21 protein-coding genes are annotated in these 25,395 nt (G+C 63.8%); 19 read left to right on the top strand and 2 right to left on the bottom strand.

The window, feature by feature from the left end; genetic code table 11:
- Nucleotides 1-24 precede the first annotated feature (24 nt).
- Both OVA00_RS17385 and OVA00_RS17380 read left to right on the top strand, forming a co-directional pair.
- Nucleotides 25-420, top strand: a complete 396-nt coding sequence (locus tag OVA00_RS17385; RefSeq protein WP_370689537.1) for an integration host factor subunit beta — start codon at nucleotides 25-27, stop codon at nucleotides 418-420.
- Nucleotides 421-527: 107 nt separating this feature from the next.
- Nucleotides 528-872, top strand: a complete 345-nt coding sequence (locus tag OVA00_RS17380; RefSeq protein ID WP_034797442.1) for a lipopolysaccharide assembly protein LapA domain-containing protein — start codon at nucleotides 528-530, stop codon at nucleotides 870-872.
- 61 nt (nucleotides 873-933) lie between these two features.
- Here OVA00_RS17380 and OVA00_RS17375 read toward each other — a convergent pair whose 3' ends face one another.
- On the bottom strand, nucleotides 934-1,392 hold the full coding sequence (locus OVA00_RS17375; RefSeq protein WP_034797441.1) for an SRPBCC family protein: 459 nt from the start codon (nucleotides 1,390-1,392) through the stop codon (nucleotides 934-936).
- Between the two features lie 308 nt (nucleotides 1,393-1,700).
- Between OVA00_RS17375 and OVA00_RS17370 the strand changes: the two genes are divergently transcribed.
- From OVA00_RS17370 to OVA00_RS17350, 5 genes are all read left to right on the top strand, one after another.
- The gene (locus tag OVA00_RS17370; protein ID WP_113079945.1) at nucleotides 1,701-2,855 is read left to right on the top strand and encodes a class I SAM-dependent rRNA methyltransferase; all 1,155 of its coding nucleotides are present in this window, start codon (nucleotides 1,701-1,703) and stop codon (nucleotides 2,853-2,855) included.
- Nucleotides 2,852-3,712, top strand: coding sequence for a TrmH family RNA methyltransferase (locus tag OVA00_RS17365; RefSeq protein ID WP_043615629.1), 861 nt, complete (start codon nucleotides 2,852-2,854; stop codon nucleotides 3,710-3,712). Before OVA00_RS17370 ends, OVA00_RS17365 begins: the two co-directional genes overlap by 4 nt.
- A complete protein-coding gene (lspA, locus tag OVA00_RS17360; protein WP_060519760.1) occupies nucleotides 3,709-4,200 on the top strand; it encodes a signal peptidase II in 492 nt (163 codons plus the stop codon). The genes OVA00_RS17365 and lspA overlap by 4 nt, the downstream gene beginning before the upstream one ends.
- A gap of 55 nt (nucleotides 4,201-4,255) precedes the next feature.
- The gene (locus OVA00_RS17355; RefSeq protein ID WP_442780519.1) at nucleotides 4,256-6,532 is read left to right on the top strand and encodes an ATP-binding response regulator; all 2,277 of its coding nucleotides are present in this window, start codon (nucleotides 4,256-4,258) and stop codon (nucleotides 6,530-6,532) included.
- A gap of 121 nt (nucleotides 6,533-6,653) precedes the next feature.
- Nucleotides 6,654-7,544 (top strand): GNAT family N-acetyltransferase, encoded by an 891-nt coding sequence (locus OVA00_RS17350; protein WP_034797430.1) that lies wholly within the window; start codon nucleotides 6,654-6,656, stop codon nucleotides 7,542-7,544.
- Between the two features lie 349 nt (nucleotides 7,545-7,893).
- Here OVA00_RS17350 and OVA00_RS17345 read toward each other — a convergent pair whose 3' ends face one another.
- The gene (locus OVA00_RS17345; RefSeq protein WP_060519765.1) at nucleotides 7,894-10,179 is read right to left on the bottom strand and encodes an NADP-dependent malic enzyme; all 2,286 of its coding nucleotides are present in this window, start codon (nucleotides 10,177-10,179) and stop codon (nucleotides 7,894-7,896) included.
- A 103-nt stretch (nucleotides 10,180-10,282) separates the two neighbouring features.
- Here OVA00_RS17345 and mutS point away from each other — a divergent pair, with 103 nt between their 5' ends.
- From mutS to OVA00_RS17285, 12 genes are all read left to right on the top strand, one after another.
- The gene (gene mutS / locus OVA00_RS17340) at nucleotides 10,283-13,036 is read left to right on the top strand and encodes a DNA mismatch repair protein MutS (RefSeq protein ID WP_268089375.1); all 2,754 of its coding nucleotides are present in this window, start codon (nucleotides 10,283-10,285) and stop codon (nucleotides 13,034-13,036) included.
- Nucleotides 13,037-13,272: 236 nt separating this feature from the next.
- Nucleotides 13,273-16,116, top strand: coding sequence for a [protein-PII] uridylyltransferase (locus OVA00_RS17335; RefSeq protein WP_090295106.1), 2,844 nt, complete (start codon nucleotides 13,273-13,275; stop codon nucleotides 16,114-16,116).
- A complete protein-coding gene (murJ, locus tag OVA00_RS17330) occupies nucleotides 16,113-17,717 on the top strand; it encodes a murein biosynthesis integral membrane protein MurJ (protein WP_268089374.1) in 1,605 nt (534 codons plus the stop codon). Before OVA00_RS17335 ends, murJ begins: the two co-directional genes overlap by 4 nt.
- On the top strand, nucleotides 17,717-18,109 hold the full coding sequence (locus OVA00_RS17325) for a VOC family protein (protein WP_060607278.1): 393 nt from the start codon (nucleotides 17,717-17,719) through the stop codon (nucleotides 18,107-18,109). The genes murJ and OVA00_RS17325 overlap by 1 nt, the downstream gene beginning before the upstream one ends.
- 111 nt (nucleotides 18,110-18,220) lie before the next feature.
- Nucleotides 18,221-19,285 carry a tryptophan--tRNA ligase gene (trpS, locus tag OVA00_RS17320; protein WP_034797415.1) on the top strand — a complete coding sequence of 355 codons (1,065 nt, stop codon included), beginning with the start codon at nucleotides 18,221-18,223 and terminating at the stop codon, nucleotides 19,283-19,285.
- A gap of 166 nt (nucleotides 19,286-19,451) precedes the next feature.
- Nucleotides 19,452-19,943: a universal stress protein gene (locus tag OVA00_RS17315; protein ID WP_034797413.1), complete on the top strand. Its 492-nt coding sequence runs from the start codon at nucleotides 19,452-19,454 to the stop codon at nucleotides 19,941-19,943.
- Nucleotides 19,944-20,048: 105 nt separating this feature from the next.
- Nucleotides 20,049-20,615: a NifU family protein gene (locus OVA00_RS17310; RefSeq protein ID WP_034797411.1), complete on the top strand. Its 567-nt coding sequence runs from the start codon at nucleotides 20,049-20,051 to the stop codon at nucleotides 20,613-20,615.
- 101 nt (nucleotides 20,616-20,716) lie between these two features.
- Nucleotides 20,717-21,376 carry a tRNA (adenosine(37)-N6)-threonylcarbamoyltransferase complex dimerization subunit type 1 TsaB gene (gene tsaB / locus OVA00_RS17305; RefSeq protein ID WP_060580662.1) on the top strand — a complete coding sequence of 220 codons (660 nt, stop codon included), beginning with the start codon at nucleotides 20,717-20,719 and terminating at the stop codon, nucleotides 21,374-21,376.
- A gap of 6 nt (nucleotides 21,377-21,382) precedes the next feature.
- Nucleotides 21,383-21,880 (top strand): GNAT family N-acetyltransferase, encoded by a 498-nt coding sequence (locus tag OVA00_RS17300; protein ID WP_060519776.1) that lies wholly within the window; start codon nucleotides 21,383-21,385, stop codon nucleotides 21,878-21,880.
- A gap of 154 nt (nucleotides 21,881-22,034) precedes the next feature.
- Complete coding sequence (locus OVA00_RS17295) at nucleotides 22,035-22,826, top strand: lysophospholipid acyltransferase family protein (RefSeq protein ID WP_089043187.1); 792 nt, start codon at nucleotides 22,035-22,037, stop codon at nucleotides 22,824-22,826.
- A 71-nt stretch (nucleotides 22,827-22,897) separates the two neighbouring features.
- Nucleotides 22,898-24,298, top strand: a complete 1,401-nt coding sequence (gene miaB / locus OVA00_RS17290) for a tRNA (N6-isopentenyl adenosine(37)-C2)-methylthiotransferase MiaB (RefSeq protein WP_060607267.1) — start codon at nucleotides 22,898-22,900, stop codon at nucleotides 24,296-24,298.
- 27 nt (nucleotides 24,299-24,325) lie between these two features.
- Nucleotides 24,326-25,381: a PhoH family protein gene (locus OVA00_RS17285; protein WP_034797402.1), complete on the top strand. Its 1,056-nt coding sequence runs from the start codon at nucleotides 24,326-24,328 to the stop codon at nucleotides 25,379-25,381.
- Nucleotides 25,382-25,395: the final 14 nt, after the last annotated feature.

The raw sequence follows: 25,395 nt of genomic DNA, 5'->3' as shown, positions 1-25,395 counted from the left end.
ATACCCAGCCTGAGCCGTCGAGCGATGTCGGTGATTTTGCAAATGCCGCGCACCGCCTTGCGGAAATCACAATGCAGACCGAAAAAGCAAAACAAACAAGAATTTGAGGGGGCGACAGTGATCAAGTCAGAACTGGTGCAGATTGTTGCGGCTCGCAATCCGCATCTCTACCACCGCGACGTCGAAAATATCGTCAACGCGGTCCTCGATGAGATCACCGACGCGCTCGCTGCAGGCAACCGGGTCGAACTGCGTGGCTTCGGCGCCTTCTCGGTCAAGAACCGGCCGTCGCGGTCGGGGCGCAACCCGCGCACCGGCGATTCCGTTTTTGTCGAGGAAAAATGGGTACCGTTTTTCAAGACCGGCAAGGAACTGCGCGAGCGGCTCAACCCGGGCATGAACGGCGAAGACGAGGATTGATCATCCTTGGCGGTCGCCAGAGACCCCTAACGACCCCTTTTATACGAGGCCCGTTGCCGGCAAGCGTCCGGCAAAGCGCACGGGCGTCGGTGAGATGGAGCGATTGAATGTTCAAGAAACTGATCAACATCGTTGTTCTCGTGCCGGTCGCTATCATCCTGATTGTGCTGAGCGTGGCCAACCGCCAGAGCGTAACGCTGGCGCTGAACCCCTTCCGGCCGGAAGACAGCGTGCTTTCCGTGAGCGCGCCGTTCTTCGTCTTCCTGTTCCTTGCGGTCATCGTCGGCGTCATCCTCGGTGCCGCCGCGACCTGGTTCAGCCAGGGCAAGTACCGGCGGCGCGCGCGCAACGAGGCGAACGAAGCAGTGAAGTGGCACCGCGAGGCGGAGAAACACCGCAGCCAGGCGGAAAAGCTCGCAACCCAGGCGACGCTCGCAGCGCCGCAGAACTGATCAGAAGTTCACAAGCCTGCGAAGACCGAGACGGGGCGCCCGTTCGGTCCGCGTCGCCTCTTTAGCTCGCAGCTTCCGCCGTACCGCCGACGGCGGCGCTAAAATCGGCGAAGAATTGCTGCGCCAGTTTCTTGGCGGTTGAGTCGATCAGGCGCGAGCCGAGCTGCGCGAGCTTGCCACCGATCTCCGCCTTGACGTCGTAATGCAGCACCGTTTCGTCCCCGTCCGCCGTTAAGGCGACGTCGGCGCCGCCCTTGGCAAAGCCGGCGATGCCGCCCTTTCCTTCGCCCGAGATCGTATAGCTCTGCGGCGGATTGAGATTGGAGAGCACGACATTGCCGGTGAAGGAGGCCGAGACCGGGCCGATCTTGATCTTCACCACGGCCGCAAGCTCGGTTGGCGACGTCATCTCCAGCGACTGGCACCCGGGAATGCATCGCTTGAGGATTTCCGGGTCGTTGAGGCCGCGCCACACCGCGTCGCGCCCTGCCGCAATCCGCTCTTCGCCGGTCATGTCCATGCGTTTTCCTCCCCCATGCGACGCCGCGCGCCCGATATCGACGCGCAAATGTCGCTTCGACACACTAGACCTGCCGCGGAATTTTGTCGCGAAGCCGGTTCCAGCCCAAGAAAATTCGCAGCGGGTTCTTGCGCGTTATCTTCGCAAAACGGAAACGGCTTTGCCAAGAGCATCAGCGATGCTATTTGCAGCTTCAAGAGATGCCGCGGCTTCAGGCTGCGGCGACAAACCTCATGGCGTCCGCCGGCCCGTCCCGGATACTGCGCAGGCAGGCGGCCCATGCACTAACAAAGCCCAGGGATTTCAGCGTGAAGGAAAAGGACCGGCGGTCGAAGAATGCCTCCGTGACGACGGCCAAGGGCCGTGGTGCCGAAGCGCGTGGCGGCGGCCGCCACGATCAGAAACGTTCGGCACCGCCGAAGGGCGGCGGCTTCAAGGAACGGCCGGCGCGACCGGCGGCAGCGCAGACGGCGGAGACGCGCGAGAAGCCAGCAAAGCATGCGCCTGCACAGGAAACGCCGGCGCGGGTGATCGCGCGGCGAACGGGGGAAAAGCCGGCCGAGCGCATACCGCTCATTCTCGAAACGTCGGACGCATCCGGCTATCACCTGATCGACAGCGGCGCCGGCGAAAAACTTGAGCAATACGGTCCCTACCGCATCGTGCGCCCCGAGGCGCAGGCGCTCTGGCCGCGCAGCCTGCCCGATAGCGTCTGGGAAAAAGCCGACGCGATCTTCACCGGCGACACCGACGAAGACGGCATGGGGCGCTGGCGCTTTCCTGGCGCCGTGCTCGGCGAGACCTGGCCGATGCAGCTTCTCGGCACCGATTTCCACGGTCGCTTCACCTCGTTCCGCCATGTCGGTGTCTTCCCGGAACAGCTCGCGCACTGGAGCTGGGTGAAGGATCAGGTGGAAAGGGCGGGGCGGCCGCTGAAGGTGCTGAACCTCTTCGGCTACACCGGCGTCGCCTCGCTGATCGCCGCCAGGGCCGGCGCCGAGGTGACCCATGTCGACGCCTCCAAGAAGGCAATCGGCTGGGCGCGCGAAAACCAGCAGCTGGCGCGGGCCGAAAACCTGCCGATCCGCTGGATCTGCGACGATGCGATGAAGTTCATCCAGCGCGAAGAGCGCCGCGGCAGCCGCTACGACATCATCCTGACCGACCCGCCGAAGTTCGGCCGCGGGCCGAACGGCGAGGTCTGGCAGCTTTTCGACCATCTGGCGGCGATGCTCGACATCTGCCGCGAGATCCTGTCGCCGGAGGCGCGCGGCCTGGTGTTGACGGCCTATTCGATCCGGGCGAGCTTCTACTCGATCCATGAACTGATGCGCGAGACGATGCGCGGCCACGGCGGCCGGGTGGAGTCGGGCGAACTCATCATCCGCGAGGGCGGGCTTGACGGTCGCGAGCCGGGCAGGGCGCTTTCGACCTCACTCTTCAGCCGCTGGGTACCGCAATGACGAACGACAGAAGCGAACACGGCACCGGTCGTGTCGGTCAGGTGAAGGAGGTCACGAGCCTCACCAACCCGATCATCAAGGACATCCGCGCGCTGACGCAGAAGAAGCACCGCGACGAGACGCGCTCCTTCATGGCCGAGGGCCTGAAGCTGGTGATCGACGCGCTCGACCTTGGCTGGAAGATCAAGACGCTGATCTATGCCAAGGCGGCCAAGGGCAAGCCGCACGTGGAGCAGGTGGCGGCAAAGACCTTCGCCAAGGGCGGCCTGGTGTTGGAAGTCAGCGAGAAAGTGCTGTCGACGATCACCCGGCGCGACAATCCGCAGATGGTCGTCGGCATCTTCGAGCAGCGTTACCAGTCGCTGAAGGACCTGAAGCCGCAATTGGGCGAAACCTATGTGGCGCTCGACCGCGTCCGCGATCCCGGCAACCTCGGCACCGTCATCCGCACCGCCGATGCCGCCGGCGCTTCCGGCGTCATTCTCGTCGGCGAGACCACCGATCCGTTTTCGCTCGAAACCGTGCGTGCGACCATGGGCTCGGTCTTTGCCATGCCGGTGGCGCGCGCCAGCGTCGAGGACTTCATCCGCTGGCAGAAATCCGCCGGCGTGAAGGTCGTCGCGACCCATCTCGCCGGCGCTGTCGACTATCGCACCATTGACTACAAGACCAAGCCAGTCGTGCTTCTGATGGGCAACGAGCAGTCGGGTCTGCCGGAGGAACTCGCTCGAGAAGCCGGTGCGCTTGCCCGCATCCCGCAGGCCGGCCGTGCCGACTCGCTCAATCTGGCGATTGCCACCGGCATCATGCTGTTCGAGGCGCGCCGCCACCTTCTGACCCTGGATGCCCGCGCATGAGCGAGAAGCAGGTGCTGTTTTCGCGGCCGCTGCCGATCGCGGTCTTCATCGTCTTCGCGCTCATCGCCGACCAAGTAATCAAGTATCTGGTCGAGCTTTACCTGCCCTTCAATCAGGCGGTCCATGTCGTGCCGATGCTGGCGCTCTACCGCACCTACAACTACGGCGTCGCCTTCTCGATGCTGTCAGGCATGGAGGGCTGGTTCATCGTCGGCATGCGGCTCACCGTCTGCGCCTTTGTGCTCTGGCTGTGGAAGCGCACGCCGAAGGATCGGTTCTTCGCCCATTTCGGCTATGCGCTGATCATCGCCGGCGCGCTCGGAAACCTCGTCGACCGGCTGCTCTTCGGCTACGTCATCGACTACATCCTGTTCTATACGGAGACGTGGTCTTTCGCCGTCTTCAATCTGGCCGATACCTTCATCACCATCGGTGCCGGCGCGATCATTCTTGACGAACTACTGCACGCGAAAAAAGCGGATCGCTAAGATTTTATCGAAGCCTTGAAGTCATTCGGAACGCCTGTCGTGTTAGCCGGAACGCATGAGCGAACCGTCACGACTGCTAGAGCGGATCGAAACCGGCTTCGGGAGAGACGCCCGGGCGGGTAAGGCTGCGTCGGTTTCGGCGCTCCCGCTCGATGGGCCGGCGTCCCGTCAGGTGTCGGCGCAGCCGGCTTCCGGCGCGCGCTCTGCGCTTAGTTACGTATCCCTGGCGCTGCTCGGCCTGGTCGCTTCCGGCCTTGTCCTCGTCGTCGGCATGACTGCCGGCTTCCACCTGTTCGCCGCGGCGATTGCCGCGGCCGGCGTGGTCGGTGCGCTTCTGCTCGCCGTCGAAGCCATCCGCGCGTTTGATAGCGTGCCGGTTTCCGATGAGGTGGAGCGGGACCAGGATTGGCACCGCTCCGAAACCTCGGCGTTGCTTTCGACCATTCACGATGCGCTGGGTGACCTTGCGATCATGCGCGGCATGGACGGAAAGATCGTCCACGCCAATGCTGTCTTCCATCAGGTCTGCGGCCGGTCGGATGTCCGGGGCATGGCCTGCGGCGCCCTCGGCCTGAGCTTCGAGCCGAAGGCTGCGCCCAATCATTACCTCGTGCGCATCGCCGCGGCCGAAGGCATCCGCCTTTTCGATTGGCATGACGTGATCGCCCGCGATCCGGCGAGCGGCAAGCTCATGCGTCACAGCATTGCGCGTGATGTCACCGAGGAAGCGCGCGCCGCGCGCGAGCGTGAGGCGGCGCGCCGGCGGGCCGAGGAGGCGAGCCAGGCAAAGTCGCGGCTGCTCGCCACCGTCAGCCACGAGATCCGCACGCCGCTTTCGGGCATTCTCGGCATGAGCCATCTGCTCGGCCAGACCCGCCTGTCGAGCGAGCAGCAGAACTATCTCGCCGGCATGCAGCAATCCGGCCACGCTCTGGTCCAGCTCGTCGAAGACCTGATCGACTTCTCGTCGCTTTCAGCCGGCCGCTTCCAGTTTCGCCCCAGCCGCCAGGATCCGCGCGGCGTGATCGAGAGCGTCGTGGAAATGCTCTCCAATCGCGCCCACGAGAAGGGCATCGAGATCGGCGCCACCGTTTCCGTCGACGTGCCCGCGCTGATGGCTTTCGACGCGGCGCGCCTGCGCCAGGTGCTCTTCAACGTCATCGGCAACGCGGTCAAATTCACGGAAGTCGGTGGCGTCTTCGTCAGCGCCGACACGATCGAGGACTGCGTGCGGATCCGTATCGACGATACGGGGCCGGGCATGTCGCCCGACGACCTGAAGCGCATCTTCGAGGAATTCGAGCAGGCCGGCAACGACGAGCAACGCGCCAAGGGCACAGGGCTCGGCCTCGCGATCTCCAGGCGCATCATGCAGGCCTGCGGCGGCAGTCTCACGGCCGCAAGCGCGCCCGGCCGCGGCAGCCGCTTTGAAATCCGCCTGCCGCTTGCCGAAGTCGAGGCGATTGCGTCGGAGCGCCGCTCCACCCTCGCCGGGTCGCATGTGCTGGTCATGGCTCCCGATGGACCGGCCTCGGCGGCGCTGGCGGCAACCATCGCGACGCTTGGCGGGCGCTGTCATCGCGCAACGACGCTTGCCGCAGCCCAGCATGTTCTTGCCGATGTGCAGGCAGGTGGCGCGCCACTCACCGACGTGATCGTCGACCACCGGCATGCGCAGCAGTACGAGCAGCTCCTCGCACTCCAGCCGGCCATCGGCCGGCTGGAGGTTCGCCGCACCTATCTGATCAATCCGGAGGAGCGCAACAGCCACCCCGTCAACCAGATGGATGGCTACGAGGCCTGGCTGATCCGGCCCTTGCGCGAAAAGTCGCTGATTGAAGTGCTGCTCGGACGCCTGAAGGGCATCGAAAAACGCGACGCGATCAACGACAACAGGCCGGTCCTGCGCGAGGAGCCCGTCGTTGAACCCGTCCGCCGGCCGGGACACGGCATCCTGCTGGCCGAGGACGATCCGATCAATGCGTTGATCATCCGCACGCTGTTGCAGCGTTCGGGACACGCGGTGCAGCTCGTCAGCGACTTCGCGGGGGTCGCCGAGACGCTGCGAGCCCCTGCCGGAAACGCCTTGCCGGAACTTCTGGTCACCGACCTCAATATGCCGGGTGGCGACGGGCTTTCCATCATGCGGCACATCCGTAATGACGAGGCAATACGCTCCTTGCCAAGGTTGCCGGTCATCGTGCTGACTTCCGATATCCGCGAGGATATGCGCGACCGCCTGCTTGCCGCCGGCGCCGATGTGGTGTTGGCGAAGCCGGCCGACCCGCAGGTGCTGACCTCGGAGATCGCGCGTCTGCTGCGCAAACGGTAACTCTTGCGATGGTTACGGTATTGATCGGGCGGCGGGGGTTGTACGCAACTTTCATGTCACTATGTTGTTGCAGAAACGTGGTCTAAGCCCCCGCAGACAGATTTGATTCGGGATAACGCGGATGGCCATCGAGCTACTGGATTCAGCGAACGTGGTTGACACTTCTCAGGCTTGCATCGGCACGAAAGCTGCCGTCCCGACGACCGACGTGCTTGGCCGGATCGCCAATCTTGAGACGCGCCTTGCCCGCACGGCATCGGAAATCGATGCTGCCCAGGCCGTGCGCTACAAGGTTTTCGTCGAGGAGATGAAGGCGCAGGTCGGCCCCGAGGCCGATCGGCGCAAGCGCGACGTCGACAGCTGGGACGCGATCTGCGACCACCTGCTGGTTCTCGACACCTCGATCGAAGGCGACGCCGAAGATCAGATCGTCGGGACATACCGGTTGCTGCGCCAGGATGTGGCTGAGCGCTCCGGCGGCTTTTACTCGTCTTCCGAATTCGCGATCGACGCGCTTCTCGCCCGTCATCCGACCAAGCGCTTCATGGAGCTCGGCCGCTCCTGCGTCCTGCCGGACTACCGGACCAAGCGCACGGTCGAACTCCTGTGGCAGGGCAATTGGGCCTATGCGCTCAAATACGGCATGGACGCGATGTTCGGCTGCGGTTCGTTCCCGGGTGTCGTTCCGGCCGAGCATGCGCTGGCGCTGTCCTTCCTGCACCACAACATCCGCGCCCGCGACGACTGGGCCGTCAGCGCACGGCCCGAGCTGCACCGGACGATGGATTTGATGCCGGCCGAGGCGATCAATGCCAAGAAGGCGCTCGCCGCTCTGCCGCCGTTGATCAAGGGCTATATGCGCCTCGGCGCGATGGTCGGCGATGGCGCCGTGGTCGATCATGCGTTCCGCACCACCGACGTTCTGATCGTTTTGCCGATCAGCAATATCTCGGGCCGCTACCTCAACTACTACGGCGCAGATGCCGGACGTTTCGGTGGCGCCGCCTCCTGACCGGGTCCCGGTGAGGTTAACCAATTATTAATGATGGATTTGACTTTCAAGGTCGAAAGAGAGACATGTATTGTCATGTTCTTCTCTAATTTCATGACGAACGAATAGAGAAAATAAATGGAGAAACTGCCGATCTTCCGGGGGTCGACAGGTATAGGGTTCCCAAGACTCCGTCTTTCATTACCTTAAACATAAATGCATTGCCTGTTATTAAGCCCGCCTCCTTTTCGGAAAGCGGGCTTTTCTTCTTTATAGTTGTTTCGAATTGCTACCAATCGGGGTCGCGCGTTGACCCGAATGAAGGCGGCTGCACCAGAATGAAGCAGCCGCCGGACCGGCAATGCCGGTCCTACATGCCGGCGTTGTAGGCCGCGATCGCCGCCATGTTGACGATGTCGGAATCCTTGGCCGACATCGAGACGATCTGGATCGACTTGTCGAAGCCGACGAGCAGCGGGCCGATCACTGTCGAGCCGCCGAGTTCCTGCAGCATCTTGGTCGAAATCGATGCCGAGTGGAACGCCGGCATCACGAGCACGTTCGCCGTGCCCGAGAGGCGGCAGAACGGGTATTGCTCCATGACGCGGGCATTGAGCGCCACGTCGGCGGCCATCTCGCCGTCATATTCGAAATCGACGCGGCGCTTGTCGAGGATATTGACCGCTTCGCGCACCCGCTCAGAGCGTTCGCCCTGGGGATGGCCGAAGGTGGAATAGGCAAGCATTGCCACGCGCGGCACGTAGCCAAGCCGCTTGGCGAGGCCGGCTGCTTCCTCGGCGATATCGGCAAGCTCCTCCGAAGAGGGCATGTCGTGAACCGCCGTGTCGGCGACGAGCACCGTGCGGCCGCGGCAGAGCGCGATCGAGACGCCGATGACGCGGTGGCCGGGCTTCGGGTCGATGCAGCGACGCACGTCTTCGAGTGCCGTCGAATAGTTGCGGGTCAGGCCCGTCACCATGCCGTCGGCATCACCGAGCGCCACCATGCAGGCGGCGAAGTGGTTGCGGTCGTTGTTGATCAGGCGCTGGGCGTCGCGGAAGAGGAAGCCCTTCCGCTGCAGGCGGGCATAGAGATAGTCCGTATAGGCGCCGACGCGCTTGGAAAGCCGCGCATTGACGATCTGGATGCCGGGGCGGTCGAGGTCGATGCCCTCGCGCTCTGCCGTCTCGCGCATGCGCTCCTCGCGGCCGAGCAGGATGGCGGTGCCAAGCTGCTGGTTGGCATAGGCGATTGCAGAACGCATGACCTGCACCTCTTCGCCCTCTGCAAAGACGATGCGCTTCGGCTGGCGCCGGACGCGCTCGTAGATGCGCTGCAGCGTCGAGGCGATCGGGTCGCGGCGGGCGGAAAGCTGGCGGCCATAGGCTTCGAGGTCGGTGATCGGTTTGCGGGCGACGCCGCTTTCCATCGCCGCCTTCGCGACCGCCATCGGGATCGCCGAAATCAGCCGCGGATCGAAGGGGACCGGGATGATGTATTGCGGACCGAAACGCGGACGGTTGCCCTGGTAGGCTGCGGCGACATCGTCAGGAACGTCTTCCTTGGCAAGGCTCGCCAGCGCTTCAGCCGCTGCGATCTTCATCTCGTCGTTGATGGTCGTCGCGCGCACGTCTAGCGCGCCACGGAAGATATAGGGGAAGCCGAGCACGTTGTTGACCTGGTTCGGATAGTCAGAACGGCCGGTGGCGACGATCGCGTCGTCGCGGATGCGGGCGACTTCTTCCGGCGTGATTTCCGGATCCGGGTTGGCCATGGCGAAGATGATCGGCCGCGGCGCCATCGAGCGCACCATGTCTTCCGAAAGGGCGCCCTTGGCCGAGAGGCCGAAGACCACGTCGGCGCCGTCGAGCGCTTCGGCGAGCGTGCGGCGGTCGGTCTTGACCGCATGCGCCGACTTCCACTGGTTCATGCCCTCGGTGCGGCCTTCGAAGATCACGCCCTTGGTGTCGCAGAGGATGATGTTGTCAGAGGCAAAACCCATCGACTTGATGAGCTCGATGCAGGCGATTGCCGCCGCACCCGCACCGTTGCAGACGAGCTTCGTCGTCTTGAAGTCGCGGCCGGTCAGCGCCAGCGCGTTGATGAGGCCCGCTGCGGCGATGATCGCGGTGCCGTGCTGGTCGTCATGAAACACCGGGATGTCCATGACCTCGCGCAGCTTCTGCTCGATGATGAAACAGTCCGGCGCCTTGATGTCTTCGAGGTTGATGCCGCCGAAGGAGGGGCCGAGGAAACGCACGCAGTTGATGAACTCGTCGACGTTTTCGGTGTCGACTTCAAGGTCGATGGAATCGACGTCGGCAAAGCGCTTGAACAGCACGGCCTTGCCTTCCATGACAGGCTTAGACGCAAGCGCGCCGAGGTTGCCGAGGCCGAGAATGGCCGTGCCGTTCGAGATCACGGCCACCATGTTGCCGCGCGTCGTGTAGTCATAGGCGGTGTTGGGGTCCTCGGCGATCGCCTTCACGGGGACTGCGACGCCCGGAGAATAGGCAAGCGACAGGTCGCGCTGGGTGGCCATCGCCTTGGTGGGAGAAATCTCCAGCTTTCCGGGACGACCCTGCGAGTGAAAATCGAGCGCTTCCTGCGCGGTGACGCTCGTCATGGTGCGATCGGTCTTGTCGGTGGCCGGCATGTTTCCTCAATCCTCCTGTGGGCGAGCCTTGCGGCGCGCCTCTTTATGGTTGTCGTCTATAATTCCTTGGCGATAGTGTGCCATCTCTTTTTTCGGGACAATCATGAATTTCGTGACAGACTATTCGACCCGCGCGGGGGAGGTTTTATCCGCAGCCGAATTGGCGAGCGAGGAAAGCCGTTCCACGGCGACGCCGATGATGGAACAGTTCATCGAGATCAAGGCGAACAACCCGGATTCGCTGCTGTTCTACCGCATGGGCGACTTCTACGAGCTGTTCTTCCAGGACGCGGTCGAAGCCTCGCGCGCGCTCGGCATCACGCTCACCAAGCGCGGCCAGCACATGGGTCAGGAAATCCCGATGTGCGGCGTGCCGGTACATGCGGCCGACGATTACCTGCAGAAACTGATCGGTCTCGGCTTCCGCGTCGCTGTCTGCGAGCAGGTGGAAGACCCGGCGGAAGCGAAGAAGCGCGGCAGCAAGTCGGTGGTGCGCCGCGACGTCGTGCGCCTGGTTACACCAGGCACGATCACCGAAGAGAAACTGCTTTCGCCGTCCGAGACCAACTATCTGATGGCGCTGGCGCGCATAAAGAGCGGGTCCGAGCCTGCCTACGCGCTTGCCTGGATCGACATCTCGACCGGCATCTTCCGCCTCGCCGAGACCGCCGAGAGCCGGCTGCTTGCGGACATCCTGCGTATCGAGCCGCGCGAACTGATCCTTGCAGACACCGTGTTTCACGACCCGGAACTAAGGCCCGTCTTCGACGTGCTCGGCCGCGTTGCCGTGCCGCAGCCGGCGGTCTTGTTCGACAGCGCCACGGCGGAAGGGCGCATCAGCCGCTACTTCGGCGTCAAGACGCTTGATGGCTTCGGCACGTTTTCCCGTGCGGAACTCGCAGCCGCTTCCGCGGCGATCTCCTATGTCGAGAAGACCCAGCTTGCCGAACGCCCGGCACTCGGCACGCCGGAGCGCGAAAGTGCCGCCTCGACCTTGTTCATCGATCCGGCGACCCGCGGCAATCTCGAACTGGTGAAGACGCTGTCCGGCGCGCGCGAGGGCACGCTGCTGAAGGCGCTCGACCGCACGGTGACAAGCGGCGGCGCCCGCCTTCTTGCCGAGCGGCTGATGTCGCCGCTGACCGACCCGGACCGTATCAATGAGCGTCTCGATTCCATCGAGATCCTGGCGGAGCAGCCGTCCTTTGCCGGCGACCTGCGCGATGCGCTACGTCGCGCGCCGGATATGCCGCGCGCCCTGTCGCGGCTGGCGCTCGGCCGTGGTGGCCCCCGCGATCTCGGCGCAATTCAGGCCGGCTTGCATGCATCCGCGTCCATTTCACGGTTGATGGCCGCAGGAACGCTCTCGGACGAACTGAAGGAGGCGCGCGCCGCAATCGATGCGCTTCCCGCAGGCCTGCTCGGCCTGCTCGATGCGACGCTTGGCGACGAGCTGCCGCTTCTGAAGCGTGACGGCGGTTTCGTCTGCGAAGGCGCCAATGCCGAGCTCGATGAGGTCCGGGGCCTGCGCGACCAGTCGCGCCGGGTGATTGCCGGGCTGCAACTGCAATATTCCGAAGAGACCGGCATCAAGTCGCTGAAGATCAAGCACAACAACGTGCTCGGCTACTTCATCGAGGTGACGGCGGGCAATGCCGGCTCGATGACCGACACGGACGAGGGCCGCGCCCGCTTCATCCACCGCCAGACGATGGCGAACGCGATGCGTTTCACCACCACGGCCCTTGCCGAGCTTGAAAGCAAGATCGCCAATGCCGCCGACCGGGCGCTGTCGATCGAGCTCGCGGCCTTCGACCAGATGACGGCGGAGGTCGTTGCCGCGGCCGAGGTGCTGAAGGCGGCTGCGTTCGCGCTTGCGACCCTCGACGTCTCCGTCGGTCTCGCGGTGCTTGCCGAAGAGCAGGCCTATGCCCGCCCCACCGTTGACCGCTCGCGCATGTTTGCCATCGACGGCGGCCGCCATCCGGTGGTCGAGCAGGCGCTGAAGCGCCAGGCATCAAATGCCTTCGTCGCCAATGGCTGTGATCTCTCTCCGCCCGAGGGCGAAGAGGGCGGTGCGATCTGGCTGCTCACCGGTCCCAACATGGGCGGTAAGTCGACCTTCCTGCGCCAGAACGCGCTGATCGCGATCATGGCGCAGATGGGCACCTTCGTGCCTGCCGCGAGCGCCCATATCGGCATCGTCGACCGGCTCTTCTCTCGCGTCGGCGCCTCCGACGACCTGGCGCGCGGCCGCTCGACCTTCATGGTCGAGATGGTCGAGACCGCGGCGATCCTCAACCAGGCGACCGACCGCTCGCTGGTGATCCTCGACGAGATCGGCCGCGGCACCGCCACCTTCGATGGCCTGTCGATCGCCTGGGCGGCAGTCGAGCACCTGCATGAGGCGAACCGCTGCCGCGGCCTCTTTGCCACCCACTTCCATGAACTGACCGTGCTCTCGGAAAAACTCGGCCGTCTCTCGAACGCGACGATGCGCGTCAAGGAATGGCACGGCGATGTGATCTTCCTGCATGAGGTCGGTCCGGGCGCCGCCGACCGCTCCTATGGCATTCAGGTCGCGCGTCTCGCTGGCCTGCCGGCCTCGGTCGTGGCTCGCGCCAAGGACGTGCTCGCCAAGCTCGAGGACGCCGATCGCAAGAACCCGGCGAGCCAACTGATCGACGATCTGCCGCTGTTCCAGGTGGCGATCCGTCGTGAAGAGGTGAAGCCCGCCGGAAACTCCAAGATCGACGAGGCGCTGAAGGCGCTGAACCCCGACGACATGACGCCGCGCGAGGCGCTCGATGCGCTCTATGCGCTGAAGAAGGAACTGAGCGCCGCCAAGGCGGGATGACAGGACGTGCGTGCGGTTTTCCGCTCGCACTCTATCACCCGTTGGCCGAAGCGGCGCTACGCCTTTTTCCTGTGCAAGCCGTCTGTAAAAAGGCTATACAGCGCCGCACGCTTTTGCGGGCGCGGCGCTCGAATTGTTGTGTGGTCTTTATTCGGCCTCGGTCGCAAGGATCATGCAGGAGCGCTTGACAGCGAACGACCACGCAACCAGTCGGACAGGACGCCCCTCGGCACTTCATGGGCAGACACGAAACCTTCTTTCCCGAAATCCTCGACGTCGCAGCGCTCCGGGCAAAATGCGACTTCATCGCCTCGGCCCACGCCGAACAGCGCGACCCGATGCGTCAGGCATTGCTGGCGGCTTTCAAGCAGGCAAATGTCGCCGGCCGGGCGAAGGCCCGCGAGCTGTTCAACGCCGATGGTGCCGGCATTCTCTGCGCCGAACGTATTTCCTGGCTGCAGGATCAACTGATCACAGTGCTGCATGATTTCGTGCTGAACGAGATCTTCGACGCCGCCAATGCGCCGCCCGCGTCCCGGATCGCCGTGACGGCGGTCGGCGGCTATGGCCGCGGCACGCTGGCGCCGGGTTCAGACATCGATCTTCTTTTCCTGCTGCCGGTCAAGAAGGCGGTCTGGGCCGAGCCGGCGATCGAGTTCATGCTCTATATCCTCTGGGATCTGGGCTTCAAGGTCGGCCACGCCACCCGCACCATCGACGAGTGCATCCGGCTATCGCGCGCCGACATGACGATCCGCACGGCCATCCTCGAGACGCGCTATATCTGTGGCTCCGAGACATTGTGCGCCGAGCTTGAAACGCGCTTCGATCATGAGATCGTGCGCAACACCGGCCCGGATTTCATCGCCGCCAAGCTTGCCGAACGCGACGAGCGCCACCGCAAGGCCGGCGACACGCGCTACCTCGTCGAGCCCAACGTCAAGGAAGGCAAGGGCGGGCTTCGCGACCTGCACACGCTGTTCTGGATCGCCAAGTACTTCTACCGGCTGAAGGACACCGCCGACCTCGTCAAGCTCGGCGTGCTTTCGCGGCAGGAGTACCAGCTCTTCCAGAAGGCCGAGGACTTCCTCTGGGCGGTGCGCTGCCACATGCATTTCCTCACCGGAAAATCCGAGGAACGGCTCTCTTTCGACATCCAGCGCGAGATCGCCGAGGCACTCGGCTATCACGACCATCCGGGCCTTTCAGCCGTCGAACGCTTCATGAAGCACTTCTTCCTGGTGGCAAAGGACGTCGGCGATCTCACCCGCATCTTCTGCGCAGCACTCGAAGACCAGCAGGCCAAGGACGCGCCCGGCATTTCCGGGCTCATCGGCCGCTTCACCCATCGTAGCCGCAAGATTGCAGGCACGCTCGATTTCGTCGACGACGGCGGTCGCATCGCGCTTGCAAGCCCTGATGTCTTCAAGCGCGATCCGGTCAATCTGCTGCGCTTCTTCCACATCGCCGATATCAACGGGCTGGAATTCCACCCGGCGGCACTGCGCCAGGTCACGCGGTCGCTGAGCCTGATCAAGCCGGCGCTGCGCGAAAACGAGGAGGCGAACCGCCTCTTCCTGTCGATCCTCACGTCCCGCCGCAAGCCGGAGTTGATCCTGCGGCGCATGAACGAAGCCGGCGTGCTCGGCCGCTTCATTCCGGATTTCGGCAAGATCGTCTCGATGATGCAGTTCAACATGTATCATCACTATACGGTCGACGAGCATCTGCTGCGCACCGTCGACGTGCTGTCGCGCATCGAAGGCGGCATTGAGGAGGAGGCCCATCCGCTCGTCGCCAAGCTGATGCCGGGGATCGAGGAGCGCGAGGCGCTCTATGTCGCCGTGCTGCTGCACGACATCGCCAAGGGCCGGCCGGAGGATCACTCGACCGCCGGCGCCAAGGTGGCACGCAAGCTCTGCCCGCGCTTCGGGCTGTCGCCGAAGCAGACGGAGCTGGTCGCCTGGCTGATCGAGGAGCATCTGCTGATGTCGATGGTCGCCCAGACCCGCGACCTCAACGACCGCAAGACGATCGTCGACTTTGCCGAGCGGGTACAGTCGCTTGATCGGCTGAAGATGCTGCTCGTCCTGACCGTCTGCGATATCCGCGCCGTCGGCCCGGGTGTCTGGAACGGCTGGAAGGGACAGCTTCTGCGCACGCTCTACTACGAGACCGAGCTGTTGCTGTCGGGCGGCTTCTCCGAGCTGTCGCGCAAGGAGCGTGCGGCCCATGCCGCCGTCATGCTCGGCGAGGCCTTGACGGACTGGTCCGAGAAGGAGCGCGAGGATTACGTGCGCCTGCACTACCAGCCCTATCTCCTGACGGTGGCGCTGGAGGACCAGATCCGGCATGCGCGCTTCATCCGCGAGGCGGATGCCGCCGGCAAGGCGCTGGCGACGATGGTGCGCACCCACCAGTTCCACGCGATCACCGAAATCACCGTGCTTTCGCCCGACCATCCGCGGCTTTTGACCGTGATTGCCGGTGCCTGTGCGGCCGCCGGCGCAAACATCGTCGACGCGCAGATCTTCACGACCTCGGACGGCCGTGCGCTCGATACCATCCTCGTCAACCGCGAGTTCGCCGTCGACGAGGACGAGATGCGCCGGGCAGCGAGCATCGGCAAGCTGATCGAGGACGTGCTTTCGGGCCGCAAGCGGCTGCCGGAAGTCATTGCCAGCCGCACCAAGGTGAAGAAGCGCACCAAGGCTTTCACGGTGACGCCGGAAGTGACGATCAGCAACACGCTGTCGAACAAGTTCACCGTGATCGAAGTCGAAGGCCTCGACCGTCCGGGCCTCTTGTCCGAGATCACCGCGGTGCTATCCGATCTTTCGCTCGACATCGCCTCGGCCCACATCACCACCTTCGGTGAAAAGGTGATCGACACCTTCTACGTCACCGATCTCGTCGGCCAGAAGGTGACGAGTGAAAACCGTCAGATGAACATTGCCGCCCGCCTCAAGGCCGTCATGGCCGGGGAGGGGGACGAGGCGCGCGACCGCATGCCCTCGGGCATCATCGCGCCGCCCCCGGGCGTTTCCTCCGCTCACAGAACGACAAAAGCCGAAACATGAGTCTGGTCAAGAAATTTGCAACCGTCGGCGGCGCGACACTCGGAAGCCGCCTGTTCGGCTTCATCCGCGAAACCTTCATGGCGGCAGCGCTTGGCACCGGCCCGGTTGCCGACGCCTTCAACACCGCCTTCCGTCTGCCCAACACCTTCCGCCGGCTGTTTGCCGAGGGCGCCTTCAATTCCGCTTTCGTGCCGCTCTTTGCCCGGGAAATCGAGGCGAACGGCATGGATGGCGCGCGGCGTTTCTCCGAGGAGGTCTTTGGCGTCCTCTTCACCGTGCTCCTGTTCCTGACGATCGCGATGGAACTGACGATGCCCTTCATCGTCAGCAACCTGATCGCGCCCGGCTTTGCCGACGACCCGGAAAAACTCGGAAGCACCATCGTCTTTGCGGCGATCATGTTCCCCTATCTCGCCTGTATGTCGCTGGCGGCGATGATGGCGGGCATGCTGAATTCGCTGCACCGCTATTTCGCGGCGGCGATCGCGCCGGTCTTCCTCAATTTCATCCTCATCGGCGTGCTCGGCTATGCCTGGTATGCCGGACAGGACCCGGTCGCAGTCGGCTATGGGCTTTCCTGGGGCGTCATGGCCGCCGGCCTCGTCCAGCTCGCAATCGTCTGGATCGCCGTGCGCGATGCCGGCATCAAGATCGGCCTTCGCCGCCCGAGGATGACCGCCAACGTGAAGCGCCTGCTCGTTCTGGCGCTGCCGGCGGCGATCACCGGCGGCATCACCCAGATCAACCTCCTGATCAACACCAACATTGCGTCTGCCCAGGAAGGTGCGGTGTCGTCGCTCGTCTATGCCGACCGTATCTATCAGCTTCCGCTCGGCGTCGTCGGCATTGCCGTCGCAACCGTGCTTCTGCCGGAACTCGCCCGCGCGCTGCGTTCGGGCAATGTCAACGAGGCCTCGAACCTGCAGAACCGCTCGGTCGAGTTCACGCTGTTCCTGACGCTGCCGGCCGCCGCCGCTTTGCTCGTCATGTCCGAGCCGATCGTCCGGTTGCTGTTCGAGCGCGGCAAGTTCTTGCCGGAATCGACCATCATCGTCGGTCATATCCTGGCAATTTACGGCCTCGGCCTGCCGGCTTTCGTGCTGATCAAGGCCTTCATTCCCGGCTTTTTCGCACGCGAAGACACGCGCACGCCGATGATCTTCGCCGCGATTTCCGTCGTCGTGAACGTGTCCCTGGCGCTCACCCTGTTCCCACGGCTTGGGGCGAGCGGCATCGCCACCGCCGAGATCGTTGCCGGCTGGGTGAATGCCGTGCTGCTTTTCGCAACGCTTGTCTGGCGCGGCCATTGGGGCAGGGACATCCCGCTTCTGACCCGTATCCCGCGTCTCGTCCTCGCGGCGGCGGGTATGGCGGCGGCGCTGTATTACGCTGTCGGCTGGTTCGCTTTCGAACTGTCCTCTGCCGCGTCCCTGCTGACGCGGGCAACGACGCTGACGGGCCTGGTCGCAGTCGCCATGGTGATCTACTTCGGGCTCGCCTTCGGCCTCGGCGGCGCGAGCCTCGGCATGATCCGCCGCAACATCAAGCGGGGCGCGAAAGCGCCTGCGGAGCCTGCAGCAACGCCGGAGGCGGGTGACTGATGCGCCAGACGATCGCACGCATTGCCCTGGTCGTGCCGGATTATGACGCCGGCATCGCCTTCTACTGCGGCAAGCTCGGTTTTGATCTCTTGGAGGACACCGTTCTCGACGCCACCAAGCGCTGGGTCGTCGTCCGTCCCAAGGGGGCCGTCGAAACGGCGCTGCTGCTTGCCAAGGCTGACGGCGAACGCCAGCAGGCGGCGGTCGGCAACCAGACCGGCGGCCGGGTCGGGTTCTTCCTGTTCACCGACGATTTTTCCCGAGACCATGCGGCGATGCTGGCAGAAGGCGTCGTCTTTCTGGAAGCGCCGCGCCATGAGCCCTATGGCACCGTAGCCGTGTTCAGCGACCCGTTCGGCAACCATTGGGATCTCTTGCAACCGGCGGCGTGAACCTACAGTTCTCGACCTCTTGATTGCCTCCCGCCACCCGTGCATAAGCCATGCCGTTAGCAACATGGGCCAGCCGGCCCTGGGGCCCTCCACCAGCCTATTGAGGACGACATGAACGAATTCAAGCCGCTCGTATTCTCCGGCGTTCAGCCGACGGGCAATCTCCATCTCGGCAATTATCTCGGCGCGATCCGCAAGTTCGTGGCGCTGCAGGAAAACAACGATTGCATCTATTGCGTCGTCGACCTGCACTCGATCACCGCGCAGCTCGTGCATGAGGACCTGAAGGGGCAGATACGCTCGATCGCCGCCGCCTTCATCGCTTCGGGCATCGATCCGAACAAGCATATTGTCTTCAACCAGTCGGCCGTGCCACAGCACGCGGAACTCGCCTGGATCTTCAATTGCGTCGCCCGCATCGGTTGGATGAACCGCATGACGCAGTTCAAGGACAAGGCCGGCAAGGACCGCGAGAATGCGTCGCTCGGCCTGCTGGCCTATCCGAGTCTGATGGCGGCTGACATTCTCGTCTATCGCGCCACCCATGTTCCCGTCGGCGACGACCAGAAGCAGCACCTGGAGCTGACGCGTGATATCGCCCAGAAGTTCAACATCGACTTCATGGAGCATATTCGCAGCGCTGGTTACGGTGTCGACATGGTTGTCGGCGAAGAGCCGATCCATGCCTACTTCCCGCCGGTCGAGCCGCTGATCGGTGGCGCTACGCCGCGCGTCATGTCGCTGCGTGACGGCACCAAGAAGATGTCGAAGTCGGATCCCTCCGATCTCTCGCGCGTCAACCTGATGGACGACGCAGAGACGATCTCGAAGAAGATCCGCAAGGCCAAGACCGATCCGGACGCGCTTCCGAGCGAAGTGGACGGTCTGAAGGGTCGTCCCGAGGCGGACAACCTCGTCGGTATCTACGCGGCGCTGTCGGACAAGACCAAGGAGCAGGTGCTCGCCGAATTCGGTGGGCAGCAGTTCTCGGTCTTCAAGCCGGCGCTGGTCGACCTTGCGGTCGAGGTTCTCTCGCCGATCACGGCCGAGATGCGCCGCCTGATGGGCGACACCGCCCATATCGACGCAATCCTTAGGGATGGCGGCGAGCGGGCGCGGGCGCGGGCAGAAAAGACGATGCGCGAAGTGCGCGAAATCATCGGCTTCCTGCAGTAAATTGATTGGGTCCGGGGAACTCCCGGACCCAGTTTCATTTTGATGGTCGGACTTCGCTAGCCGAAGTGAACCTCGACCGGAAAGCCTCGGGCACTTTTCCGTGCCCTCGTCCGAAACGCAAAAATCAGACCTTGCGGCGGCTCGCGCGGGATGTATTGTTCACCCTATGGTCTCGACCCGACTCTCTCGACTTGAAGGACACCGCCGCAAATTCATGGCGGTGATAGACGATACCCCGGAATGCGGGCGCGCCGTGCACTATGCGGGCATGCGCGCCAAGAATTCCAATGGTGGCCTCGTCCTGCTCTATGTGATCGCCGACGGCGACTTCCAGCAATGGCTGGGGGTCGAGGAAATCATGCGTGCGGAAGCACGCGAGGAGGCCGAGGCGACGCTCGCCAAGGTGTCCCAATCGGTCCGCGAGCGGATCGGCATCGAGCCCGAGGTCGTCATCCGCGAGGGCACGGCCACGGAGCAGATCCACGCGGCGATCGAAGAAGATCGCGACATCGCCATTCTGGTTCTCGCGGCCGGCTCGGCGAAAGAAGGCCCCGGTCCGCTGGTGTCGTCCATTGCCGGCAAGGCCGCGGCCTTTCCGATCCCCGTCACGGTCATCCCGGATGCCCTGACGGACGAGGAGATCGACGCGCTCAGCTGACCTGCGTCGCTATGTGCTCTTGCGACCAGACGGCCATGCTCCTATATTCTTTTGAATTATTCTAAAAAGCTGGGCGGATGCCGCTCCGGCGAAACGGAGACAGACATGTTCATTCAGACCGAAGCCACGCCGAATCCGGCGACGCTGAAGTTTTTGCCGGGCAAGGTCGTCCTGGAAAACGGCACGGCCGAGTTCCGCGACGAGGAAGAAGCACGCGCCGGCTCGCCGCTCGCGGCACGGCTGTTTTCGATCCCCGGCGTCACCGGCGTCTATTTCGGCTACGATTTCATTACCGTCAGCAAGGAAGGCCAGGAATGGCAGCACCTGAAGCCGGCGATCCTCGGTTCGATCATGGAACACTTCATGTCGGGCCAGGCGATCATGGCTGGCAGCGGCCGAGCCGAGCAGTCCGACGAGGAAGACGAGTTCTTCGACGAGGGTGACGAAACGATCGTCGCCACGATCAAGGAACTGTTGGAAACCCGCGTGCGTCCGGCCGTCGCCCAGGATGGTGGTGACATCACCTTCCGCGGCTTCAAGGATGGGACTGTGTTCCTCAACATGAAGGGCGCCTGCTCCGGTTGCCCGTCGTCCACCGCGACGCTGAAGCATGGCGTGCAGAACCTGCTGCGCCACTTCGTTCCCGAGGTGGAGGCCGTCGAGGCCGTCTGATATAGCGCGCGCCTGTCCGGCGCGCCGGTTTCGCGTATCGATTTTGCCGCAAAGCCCGATCGGCTTTGCGGCTTGTGGCGTCTGAAAGATCCTGCGTTGAAATGATTGTACTTGCGCTCGACACGTCCGGTTCCGGTTGCTCCGTTGCCGTCTATGACAGCGAAACGGAAGCCGTGCTCGGGCGTTCCGGGGCCGATCTCGGCAAGGGACACGCCGAACGGCTGATGGAATTCGTCGACGAGGCATTGGCTGCGTCCGGCCGGTCGCTTGACGCTATCGACCGCATCGCCGTCACTGTCGGCCCGGGATCCTTCACCGGCATTCGCGTCGGCGTAGCGGCCGCTCGCGGCTTGGCGCTTGCGCTCGGCAAACCCGCCGTCGGCGTTTCGACACTTGCGGTCGTCGCCGAGGGGCTGCGCCGGACGGCCGCCGGAAAGCCCGTCCTTGTCGCCATCGACGCCAAGCGGGACGAGGTCTATCTCCAGGCTTTCGATGCGACCGGTAGCGCCACGGGCGAGCCCGAAGCACTCTCCGTCGAAAGTGCGCGCGAACGATTTGCCGGTTTCGACGGCGTCATCGGCGGCTCCGGAGCGCATCTCGTCGCTGCCGATCTACCGCTCAAGCCTTCAGAACTCATCGATGTCGCCGCCGTCGCCAAACTTGGTGCCGCTGCCGATCCAGCCTCGGCCAAGCCGCGTCCGTTATATCTCCGAGGCCCCGACGCCAAGCCGCAGGCGGGCTTCGCGATTGCCCGAGCATAGACCGAGATGAGCTTCACCGATTACTTCACCCGCCGCACCGAGTTCGACATCTTCCCCTTGGAGGAAGCGGACCTGATTGCCGCGGCGGCGCTGCACCGTCAGCGTTTCGCGGCCCCGTGGAGCGATGGCGAAATCCATGCGCTTCTGGTCCAAGAGACGGTGTTCGGCTTTGTCGCCCGGCAGACCAATGGCAGCTTTCGCCCGGCATTCGGTGGGTTTGTCCTGTCGCGTGCGGTTGCCGGTGAGGCGGAAATCCTGACGATCGGTGTCGAGCCGCGTTATGCGCGCTCCGGTCTCGGCTGGCGGTTGATGCAGGCGGCAATGCGTGAAGCGCTGGTCAAGGGCTCCGAGGCCCTGTTCCTCGAAGTCGACGAGACCAACCAGCCGGCAATCGGGCTTTACCGTAAGCTCGGCTTCAACAAGGTCGGCGAACGCCGCGCCTATTACCAGGACAAGGCCGGCCAGCGGACCGCCGCGCTTGTCATGCGGCTCGATCTTCGCTAGTCCCGACACGGACAGGGGCAGGATGAGGAAGGCCAAGGCGGTCTTCCGCCCGCATCCCGCATTACCCTATCGGAACAGGTCACGATGATCGCGCCGCGGTTCGGCTCCAGATCATCGCGATTCTCAAGGTCTCGCGCAGGAAAACTCTTCCCGGATGGTCAATTGGCTACGGATCGCGATCTTCGCAGCGCTTCTGGCGCTGGTTTCGCTCGTGCTGATGCCGCTTCAGGTCGTCTGCCTCTGGCTTGATCTGAAACCCCGGCGCCGTCTGCCGCGATATTGGCACCGGCTCGCCTGTTACCTTCTTGGCATAAAGGTGCGCGTTCATGGCATTGCGGATCGCCGCCGGCCGCTTTTGATCTGCGCCAACCACGCCTCCTGGAAGGACATTCTGGTTCTCTCCTCGGTTGCCGACGTCGTCTTCGTCGCCAAGTCCGAGGTGAAGGGCTGGCCGGTCTTCGGCGTGCTTGCCCGGCTGCAGGCGTCGATCTTCGTCGAGCGCGAGCAGAAGCGCTCGACCGGCAAGCAGGTGAGCGAAATCGGCGAGCGCATGGCGGCCGGTGAAATCGTCGTGCTCTTTCCCGAGGGAACGACCTCCGACGGTAACCGTCTGCTGGAGATCAAGACCTCGCTTTTCGGGGCTGCCGCTTCCGCCGTGCCGCATTCGCCGACCGGTCTCGTGCATGTGCAGCCGGTCGCGATCTCCTATACCGGTATCCATGGCATGCCGATGGGCCGCTTCAACCGGCCGATCGCCGCCTGGCCGGGCGACACCGAACTGGTGCCGCATTTGCTCGGCATCCTGCGTGAGGGCGCGATCGAGGTCGACGTCGATTTCGGTGAGGCCATCGATTACGACCGCCATACCAATCGCAAGGAGGTGAGCCGTACGGTCGAGCAGCGCATCCGCAGCATGCTGTCGGATCGTCTGCGTGGGCGGGCCTGAGACGTCCCAGGCAGCGGCGACTGCGCCGAAAATACTTCAACTTCCGACCGCTTTGCACTAAAGAACCCGGCATGACCCAGGAAACCGCCCTTCTGTCGACGACGCCCGCCACGGGCGACGAGCGCGCCCCGGCCCGCAAGGTCTTCGTCAAGACCTACGGCTGCCAGATGAACGTCTACGATTCCGACCGCATGACGGACGCCCTGTCGCGCGACGGCTACGTCTCGACCGATGTGCTGGAAGACGCAGACTTCGTCCTGCTCAACACCTGTCACATTCGCGAGAAGGCGGCAGAGAAGGTGTATTCCGAACTCGGCCGCCTGCGCGATCTGAAGAAGGAAAGGGCCAAGGAAGGCCGCGAGATGGTGATCGGCGTCGCCGGCTGCGTCGCGCAGGCCGAAGGCAACGAGATCCTGCGGCGCGCACCGGCCGTCGACCTGGTGATCGGTCCGACCACCTATCACCGGCTGCCTGAGGCGCTGAAGCGCGCCCGCAGTGGCGAGCGTGTCGTGCAGACGGAGTATGCCGTCGAAGACAAGTTCGAGCACCTGCCGGCGCCCGACAAGGCAAAGACCCGCATGCGCGGCGTCACCGCGTTCCTGACGGTTCAGGAAGGCTGCGACAAGTTCTGCACCTTCTGTGTCGTGCCCTACACGCGCGGCTCCGAGGTTTCCCGCCCCGTCGCCCAGATCGTCTCGGAGGCGGAAAAGCTGGTCGAGGGCGGCGTGCGCGAGATCACCCTGCTCGGTCAGAACGTCAACGCCTGGCACGGCGTCGGGCCCGATGGCCGCGAATGGGGCCTTGGCGACCTGCTTTCGCGTCTTGGCGAGATCGAGGGTCTTGCCCGGCTGCGTTACACCACCAGCCACCCGCGCGACATGGACGACAGCCTGATCGAGGCGCATCGCTCGATGGTAAAGCTGATGCCCTACCTGCACCTGCCGGTGCAGTCCGGCTCCGACCGTATTCTGAAGGCGATGAACCGCAGGCATACGGCGGCGGAATATCTAGCGCTGATCGCGCGCATCCGCGCCGTCCAGCCGGACCTCGCATTGTCGGGCGATTTCATCGTCGGCTTCCCCGGCGAGACCGATGAAGACTTCGAGGACACCATGCGCCTCGTCGAAGCCGTGGGTTATGCACAGGCATTTTCATTCAAATATTCGACCCGTCCCGGCACGCCGGGCGCCGAGCTCGGCGACCAGGTTCCCGAGGACGTGAAAGCCAAGCGCTTGGAAAAATTGCAGGCTTTGCTGTTTTCCCAGCAGCGCGCCTTTGCCGAGTCCTGTGTCGGCCGCGAAATCGACCTGCTTTTGGAGAAGGAAGGGCGCATGCCCGGCCAGCTCGTCGGGCGTTCGCCGTGGCTGCAGCCGGTGAATGTTGATGCAAAAGCATCGCAAATCGGTGACATTATCAAGGTGCGAATCATCAAGGCCGGGCCGAACAGCCTGTTTGCGGAGATGATCGGGTAAGGACCGAAAACAAGGAGCCTGAACCGCTTGAACGGACACGAATTGATCTCTTCATCCACGCGCCAGTCGAAAACAACTGCGACAGACGCCAATCACTTCGTGCTGACCTTCGAGAACAATCGGTTCGCCAGCGAGCTCTTCGGCCAGTTCGATCAGAACTTGAAGCTTCTCGAAGAGCGCCTGCGCATCGACGCTCGGCCGCGCGGCAATTCCGTCGCGATCTCGGGTGACGTCGTCGCCACCAACCAGGCCCGCCGTGCTCTCGATTATCTCTACGGGCGGTTGCAGGGCGGCGCGTCGATCGATACGTCTGATGTCGAGGGTGCGATCCGTATGGCGGTTGCCGCCGACGATCAGCTACAATTGCCGACCATGGAGCGTAAAGCCAAATTGACAATGGCGCAGATTTCGACGCGCAAGAAGACGATCGCCGCGCGCACGCCAACGCAGGATGCCTATATCCGAGCGCTCGAGCGGTCCGAGCTCGTCTTCGGCGTAGGCCCCGCCGGTACCGGCAAGACCTATCTTGCCGTCGCCCACGCCGCACAGCTGCTTGAGCGCGGCGCCGTCGATCGTATCGTGCTCTCTCGCCCTGCCGTCGAGGCGGGCGAGCGCCTGGGCTTCCTGCCGGGCGACATGAAGGAGAAGGTCGATCCCTATCTTCGGCCGCTCTACGACGCGCTCTATGACATGATGCCGGGCGACAAGGTCGAACGCGCGATCACCGCCGGGGTCATCGAAATCGCGCCGCTCGCCTTCATGCGCGGCCGTACGCTCGCCAATGCTGCCGTCATCCTCGACGAGGCACAGAACACCACATCGATGCAGATGAAGATGTTCCTGACCCGTCTTGGCGAAAACGGCCGGATGATCGTCACCGGCGATCCGAGCCAGGTGGACCTGCCGCGCGGCGTTAAATCGGGGCTGGTTGAGGCCCTGCAGATCCTGAGAGGGGTCGAGGGCGTCTCGGTCGTCCGCTTCAAGGATGTCGATGTCGTTCGCCATCCGATGGTGGCGCGCATCGTCAAGGCCTACGAATCCCATACGGCCGTGCACGACGAAAGCGAGCAGGGCGACCGCTAACAGGCGGTCGCTGC

It is taken from the genome of Ensifer sp. SL37 (assembly GCF_026672675.1).
Lineage (GTDB): Bacteria > Pseudomonadota > Alphaproteobacteria > Rhizobiales > Rhizobiaceae > Ensifer > Ensifer adhaerens.
Note: the sequence above shows the minus strand (reverse complement) of the source record. Positions and strands in the feature narration are given on the sequence as shown.

What these genes read in the sequence shown, in the direction of transcription:
- OVA00_RS17385 (WP_370689537.1), top strand. Translation starts at nt 25, where the DNA reads ATGTCGGTGATTTTGCAAATGCCGCGCACCGCCTTGCGGAAATCACAA.
- OVA00_RS17380 (WP_034797442.1), top strand. Translation starts at nt 528, where the DNA reads ATGTTCAAGAAACTGATCAACATCGTTGTTCTCGTGCCGGTCGCTATC.
- OVA00_RS17375 (WP_034797441.1), bottom strand. Translation starts at nt 1,392, where the DNA reads ATGGACATGACCGGCGAAGAGCGGATTGCGGCAGGGCGCGACGCGGTG.
- OVA00_RS17365 (WP_043615629.1), top strand. Translation starts at nt 2,852, where the DNA reads ATGACGAACGACAGAAGCGAACACGGCACCGGTCGTGTCGGTCAGGTG.
- lspA (WP_060519760.1), top strand. Translation starts at nt 3,709, where the DNA reads ATGAGCGAGAAGCAGGTGCTGTTTTCGCGGCCGCTGCCGATCGCGGTC.
- OVA00_RS17355 (WP_442780519.1), top strand. Translation starts at nt 4,256, where the DNA reads ATGAGCGAACCGTCACGACTGCTAGAGCGGATCGAAACCGGCTTCGGG.
- OVA00_RS17350 (WP_034797430.1), top strand. Translation starts at nt 6,654, where the DNA reads ATGGCCATCGAGCTACTGGATTCAGCGAACGTGGTTGACACTTCTCAG.
- OVA00_RS17345 (WP_060519765.1), bottom strand. Translation starts at nt 10,179, where the DNA reads ATGCCGGCCACCGACAAGACCGATCGCACCATGACGAGCGTCACCGCG.
- mutS (WP_268089375.1), top strand. Translation starts at nt 10,283, where the DNA reads ATGAATTTCGTGACAGACTATTCGACCCGCGCGGGGGAGGTTTTATCC.
- OVA00_RS17335 (WP_090295106.1), top strand. Translation starts at nt 13,273, where the DNA reads ATGGGCAGACACGAAACCTTCTTTCCCGAAATCCTCGACGTCGCAGCG.
- murJ (WP_268089374.1), top strand. Translation starts at nt 16,113, where the DNA reads ATGAGTCTGGTCAAGAAATTTGCAACCGTCGGCGGCGCGACACTCGGA.
- OVA00_RS17325 (WP_060607278.1), top strand. Translation starts at nt 17,717, where the DNA reads ATGCGCCAGACGATCGCACGCATTGCCCTGGTCGTGCCGGATTATGAC.
- trpS (WP_034797415.1), top strand. Translation starts at nt 18,221, where the DNA reads ATGAACGAATTCAAGCCGCTCGTATTCTCCGGCGTTCAGCCGACGGGC.
- OVA00_RS17315 (WP_034797413.1), top strand. Translation starts at nt 19,452, where the DNA reads ATGGTCTCGACCCGACTCTCTCGACTTGAAGGACACCGCCGCAAATTC.
- OVA00_RS17310 (WP_034797411.1), top strand. Translation starts at nt 20,049, where the DNA reads ATGTTCATTCAGACCGAAGCCACGCCGAATCCGGCGACGCTGAAGTTT.
- tsaB (WP_060580662.1), top strand. Translation starts at nt 20,717, where the DNA reads ATGATTGTACTTGCGCTCGACACGTCCGGTTCCGGTTGCTCCGTTGCC.
- OVA00_RS17300 (WP_060519776.1), top strand. Translation starts at nt 21,383, where the DNA reads ATGAGCTTCACCGATTACTTCACCCGCCGCACCGAGTTCGACATCTTC.
- OVA00_RS17295 (WP_089043187.1), top strand. Translation starts at nt 22,035, where the DNA reads ATGGTCAATTGGCTACGGATCGCGATCTTCGCAGCGCTTCTGGCGCTG.
- miaB (WP_060607267.1), top strand. Translation starts at nt 22,898, where the DNA reads ATGACCCAGGAAACCGCCCTTCTGTCGACGACGCCCGCCACGGGCGAC.